This window comes from Sporosarcina koreensis (genome assembly GCF_001531445.1).
Taxonomy (GTDB): domain Bacteria; phylum Bacillota; class Bacilli; order Bacillales_A; family Planococcaceae; genus Sporosarcina; species Sporosarcina koreensis_C.
Genome location: NZ_LQYA01000251.1, coordinates 18049 through 23095, shown reverse-complemented (window position 1 = coordinate 23095; position 5047 = coordinate 18049). Strand labels below are relative to the sequence as shown.

The window sequence follows — 5047 nt, the reverse complement described above, 5'->3', positions numbered from 1 at the left end:
GCATATTTCATTACATCCAATTGCTGCTCTATGAAAAGTTCTATGAACGATTCAAACCAGGTCGATTCGTTGCAGCATTGTATATTGCTTATTGGTCTTTCACAATCATTTCATTTCTTGCTTATATCAATTACACGCTGGCTGTGTGGATATTCCCGCACACGCCTCAAATTGTAACAATGGCAATCATCGTTGGGGTGTCGCTCTACGCAAACACGAGAAGAATCGAGTCAGTTATTAATTTGCCGGCTATCATCTTACCGTTATTTCCAATATTCATCGTCTTTTTATTTATGGCAACACCAGATCTCGTTTGGACTTGGTTGTTTCCTATTGAATTGGCGAATATCAAGCCTTTATTGAAAGGATTGTTCATGACACAAGGCACTTTCATCGGAATAGAACTCTATTTGTTTTTCAGGAAATACGTCATCCAGCAGGTTAAAGGCATTCCGTTATTCATTTACCAGTCCACTTGGTTCTTTTTTTTCTTTACGATATTAGTTTTCATTCTTCTATTTTTTCCGGTGAATACAATCGAGTTCATTCCAGAACCGCTCCTTCACATTTTGAAAGCCCAAAAAGTTACATTCGTTGAGCGACTGGATTTGTTTTTCTTGTTCATATGGGTGATTTGGAGCGTCGTTGCCATAACACTTTATTTTTTCATGTGCGTTCAAGGCCGTCGTGTCTATTTCAACAATGAGAGCAAACGCATCACCATCTTGTCTCATTTCCTGATAATCATCATTGCTTCTTTTTTTGCGACGAAAGATCGAAGCGATATGCTGCGGCAATTAATTGTCTACCCGCACATACTTTTTACAATATTGATTCCTGCTATTGTCATTTTGCTCAATAGGAGGAGCAAAAATGAATAAAAAAATGTTGATGGTATTTTTATTTGTTCTGTTTTTGCTTGGAGGATGTTGGGATGAAGCGCAATATAAGGACATTACAATCGTTCCTGTTATGGGGTTGACAAATGGAGAAGGGGAGAATGAAGTAAAAGCGATATTTTCTTTTCCGACTTTTGAACAACAAACGATTACTTACACAAAATCTGAAGGGACGGGAATTTCGACACGTGCCGCCCGTGAAGATGCGACCCATCATACAATGGAAGCACTTGACGTATCACATCTAGAAGTATTATTACTATCAAGTGAAATGGCGAAAAAAAACCTTTATCCTGAGTTAGACATGTTTTTTAGAACACCACGGAATCGCATTACAAGCTACATTGTTATAGTGGAAGGAGATATGGAGCAATATTTCACTCCCCCGGGCGCAGTCAAAAGCGAAGTAGCTAACTATTACCCCGAATTACTGCGTACGGCTGAGCTGTATACTTACACGTCGGTAAGCACAATGGAAAACGCAGTGAAATTATTGCTTGATGATTCTATGGACTTGGATTTACCATACATGATCATCGATGATAACGGAATCCCCACTTTGGATGGAATCGCTCTGTTCAGCAATAATAAATTCACGGGACAAACATTAGGGAAACAAGAGGCGATTTTGGCGAACTTGATGAAAAGCAAACTTGGAAAGTATACCCGCCTTAGTTATGAATGGAAAGAAAAAAACAGTCCTATTACGATTGAAGTTATAAAAGTTCGTCGAAAGTTGAAGATTTCAAATGAGAAGGTCAATATGCACTTTGATATCGATATTAGCGTTGATGAATTTCCTCCAAATGACTTGTACAAAAAAGGAACCAGAAACGAGGCGGAGAAATTTCTGTCTGGTGAAATAAAAAAGGACTTTGAAAAAATCATCACAACAACTCAGGAAGCAAAAAGTGATATTTTCGGTGTTGGGCGAAGAGTCCATGCATTCCATCAAGATTTATGGAAGAAGGGAGATTGGCAGGAAACGTACGCTGCTTTATCAATCGAAGTTGATGTTAATGTGAATATGAAAAGGACTAGTATTTTTGACTAAAAAATCCCGAGCCGCATAATGACGGCATCGGGATTCATTTTTTTGAATGTTTTCTTTGTATATGGACTAGCCGAATGCTTAACGTGATAGCTCCAATCGTCAAGCCGACAATCAGTCCTACCCAATAGCCGTAAGGGCCAAGGTCAGTGAATTTTGCAGTCAAATAACCGACCGGCAAGCCGATCACCCAAAAGGAGATGATTGCCATAATGAATGTCATATTGACGTCTTTGTAGCCACGCAAAGACCCTTGAATCGGCGCTTGAATGGCATCCGATAATTGGAAGAATGCGGCGAACAGGAAGAAATGGGTAGCCAGTTGAATGATAGCCATGTCAGCTGTGTAGAGGGAAGCGATCGGTTCCCTGAAAGTCAATAGGATGACGATCGAGATGAAACTGAATAGAATGGCGAGACCCACGGCAAGAAAGCTGTAGTGTTTGGCTTCTTTCAATTGTCCTGCCCCAACAGCCTGGCCGACCAAAATCGTCGCCCCCATTGAAATGCTTAAAGGCACCATATAAAGCAATGACGTAAAATTCAAGGCGATCTGGTGGGCTGAAATTGTTTCAGTCGTATAGCCACTCATTAAAAGCGTTACAACTGAAAAAATACTGATTTCAACAAATATCGATAAACCGATCGGCACACCGATTTTCAGTATCTCTTTCCATCTAGTAAAGGAAACCCGTCCCCAATTGGAAAAGAGGGCGAAATGTTGGAATGGCTTTCGCATTTTCGCAATCATGAAAGCAATACCGAAAACAATCCAATACGTTATGCCGGATGCATAGCCCGCACCCGCGCCGCCCAGTTCCGGAAACCCGAACTTACCGAAGATAAGCAGATAATTAAGTACAATGTTTATGGGTGCGGATAGAAGGATGATCGACATCGATACTCGAGTCGCCCCTAGCGCGTCAAAAAATGCCCGTAGGACGGTGTATGCGAACAGTGGAAGAAGGCCGATGCTCATCCCTTTCAAGTAATCCGCGGCAACTATCCTAACTTGACCTTCAAGAGGCATATGATGAAGGGAAGGGATGACTGCGAGCATCATGATTGTAAATACGACCGCAGCAAGTACGACCGATACATATAAACCTTGCTGGACCGATGGACGTACTTCGTTCTTCCGATTTCCTCCAATATAATGGGCAACCATCGGGGTAAGCCCCATCAGAATTCCAGATAACCCCGTATATACCGGCACCCAGAAGGATGAACCAATTGTTACACCAGCCAGGTCATGGGTGTCATATCTTCCCGTCATCAGGATATCGAAAAAAGTCATCAAATAAAGTGCGACTTGAGTAATCAATATCGGAACAACTATTTTTGTGAAATTCAATGTTTTTTGGCGCAACGGTAGAACGTTTTCCAATACGATTCCCCTTTCTAATCAACAAAAAATAATTCCTCCGAATATACTATCGGATGTGAATCAATCAACATTGTATCATGATTTGTCTGCTATAATAACAAAGAAGTAGAAGGATATATTGCTTACAAATAATTAGATGAGGTGAATGGCCAAATGAAACGGCCGGTAGTTGTATTAACAGGAGGCGGAACAGCAGGGCATGTTTCCGTCAATGAAGCGCTTATACCTGTGTTTATTGAAAAAGGATATGAAATCCATTATATCGGTTCACACGATGGGATTGAAAAAGAATTGATAAAGGATGGCCATCGTGAAGTAACCTATCATGCCATCCAAAGCGGCAAATTAAGACGTTATTTTTCCATGAAGAACTTTTCTGATCCTTTCAAGGTCGGAGCCGGAACCATACAGGCCTATTCGATATTGCGCAAGGTGAAGCCGGAAATCATTTTTTCAAAAGGCGGATTTGTATCGGTGCCTGTCGTTCTAGCTGCAAAGCTTGCGAAGATTCCGGTCGTCGTCCATGAATCAGACGTTACACCGGGACTTGCGAACAAGTTGGCTCTTCCTTTTTCAAAACATATTTTCACGGTCTTCGAGCAGACACTTGACTATGTGCCTGCAGGGAAAGCGACTTGTACAGGTGCTGTCATCAGACCTGAAATATTCCAAGGAGACAGGAAGGAAGGGTTGCGCATTGCAGGCTTGACGGGAGAAAAGCCTGTATTCATCGTCATGGGCGGCAGCCAAGGTTCAGCAGTGCTTAACAACGCTGTGCGAAAAGAATTGGATACAGCACTGGAAAAATTTGAAATCATCCACCTGTGCGGCAAAGGGAACATTGATGAATCCTTGGAACATCGGAAGGGCTATACACAGTTCGAGTACGTGACTGAAGGGTTGCCGCATTTATTGGCAGCATCCGATTATGCCGTGTCACGCGCGGGGTCCAATGCCATATTCGAATTGCTGTCTGTACTGAAGCCTATGCTGCTTATTCCTTTATCCGCTGCGCAAAGCAGGGGAGATCAGCTGTTGAATGCATCCCTATTCAAATCCCTCGGCATAGCGAAAGTCGCTCAGGAAGAGGAGCTGGACGAAGTTTCTTTGGCTAGTCTTTTCACAACTCTAAGGGATGATAAAGATAATCTTGTATCCAATATGAGAAAAGTCTCACACACTAAATCTCCTGAAACAATGGCGGATTTGATTCTTTCATACAAAAATTAGCTGCATTAGGCTTTGGGTGGTCGTAAAAAGAACAAAAGAGAGTTGCAAATAAATAATAGGGAATCTATTTTGTCAAAGGCGAAAATGTCAATAAAATAGAACTAATCCCTTCCCGTTCTATTATTTGCGTGGTAATATGGATACGGATAAAAAATAGAAACACAACATGCCAATAGGCAAAATGTGGAGGTCATTTTACATGTCGAACAATGTTGGTACCCAACGTTCCCCTTACTCGGTATTTTCTGGTCCGAACCTTGGGTATGTAATGGAAATGTATGAACAGTTCAAAGTGTCACCCGAATCGGTGGATCCCGAGCTTGCTGAAATGTTCAGAAGCTATGGAGCGCCTTCGATTGAAGGAGCAGAACAAACTGCAGCGATGACAGCTGTGCCTGCAAGTGATTTTGGAAAAGTGCTGGCCGCTTACACGCTAGTTGACGCAATCCGCGCATACGGGCATCTTGCCTCGGATATATA

At 42.0% G+C, this 5047-nt stretch carries 5 protein-coding genes; 4 read left to right on the top strand and 1 reads right to left on the bottom strand.

Annotated elements, in window-relative coordinates:
• Positions 1-881: GerAB/ArcD/ProY family transporter (locus tag AWV70_RS21015; RefSeq protein WP_201024430.1), on the top strand; the 881-nt coding region annotated here is incomplete at its 5' end.
• Positions 874-1953, top strand: coding sequence for a Ger(x)C family spore germination protein (locus AWV70_RS21010; protein ID WP_060210442.1), 1080 nt, complete (start codon positions 874-876; stop codon positions 1951-1953). The genes AWV70_RS21015 and AWV70_RS21010, both read left to right, overlap by 8 nt.
• A gap of 34 nt (positions 1954-1987) precedes the next feature.
• Here AWV70_RS21010 and AWV70_RS21005 read toward each other — a convergent pair whose 3' ends face one another.
• A complete protein-coding gene (locus AWV70_RS21005) occupies positions 1988-3337 on the bottom strand; it encodes an MATE family efflux transporter (RefSeq protein ID WP_060210441.1) in 1350 nt (449 codons plus the stop codon).
• A gap of 153 nt (positions 3338-3490) precedes the next feature.
• Here AWV70_RS21005 and AWV70_RS21000 point away from each other — a divergent pair, with 153 nt between their 5' ends.
• Positions 3491-4567 carry an undecaprenyldiphospho-muramoylpentapeptide beta-N-acetylglucosaminyltransferase gene (locus AWV70_RS21000; protein ID WP_060210440.1) on the top strand — a complete coding sequence of 359 codons (1077 nt, stop codon included), beginning with the start codon at positions 3491-3493 and terminating at the stop codon, positions 4565-4567.
• Positions 4568-4766: 199 nt separating this feature from the next.
• A partial coding sequence (locus tag AWV70_RS24950; protein ID WP_235588795.1) for a 2-oxoglutarate dehydrogenase E1 subunit family protein occupies positions 4767-5047 on the top strand: 281 nt, incomplete at its 3' end.